The following is a 398-nucleotide window of genomic DNA, read 5'->3' on the forward strand; positions in this document are numbered from 1 at the left end:
AATAACAACCGTGTTAACATCCCATCACCGCCGAAGGCGTTGAATGGAATCACTTGGTTAACACCTGCAGTGAAGGGGCCTGACCCGTCTGGGTTAGCGTTTGCCAAATAACTAGCAGGAACCGTTACACTATCTTTGATTCCATCTGTTAGCCCGGCCAGGTTTACCGTAACGTTTTTAGTCGCCACAACTGTCTTTGGATCAGCCTTACTATAAACCTTTACGGTCGCATTGTAAGCCATTGTTCCGTTAGCCTTCAGTTGAGCAATCAAGTCAGCGCCAGTCTTTCCCGTTGTATTCCCATTCAGATCAACTTCGTAAGTAAACTGGTCTGAGTTTTCACTAATTGGAAGTAAGCCCGCATTCTTTGCCGTCCCATTATCTGACCATGGTGCGCC

At 47.0% G+C, this 398-nt stretch carries 1 protein-coding gene; it reads right to left on the reverse strand.

Annotated features, from left to right (window positions below; all coding sequences use genetic code 11):
- Positions 1-398, reverse strand: a 398-nt coding sequence (locus tag ACRYI5_RS11055; protein WP_448225298.1) for an SSURE domain-containing protein, incomplete at both ends; no start/stop codon positions are given.

The organism is Furfurilactobacillus sp. WILCCON 0119, assembly GCF_053471565.1.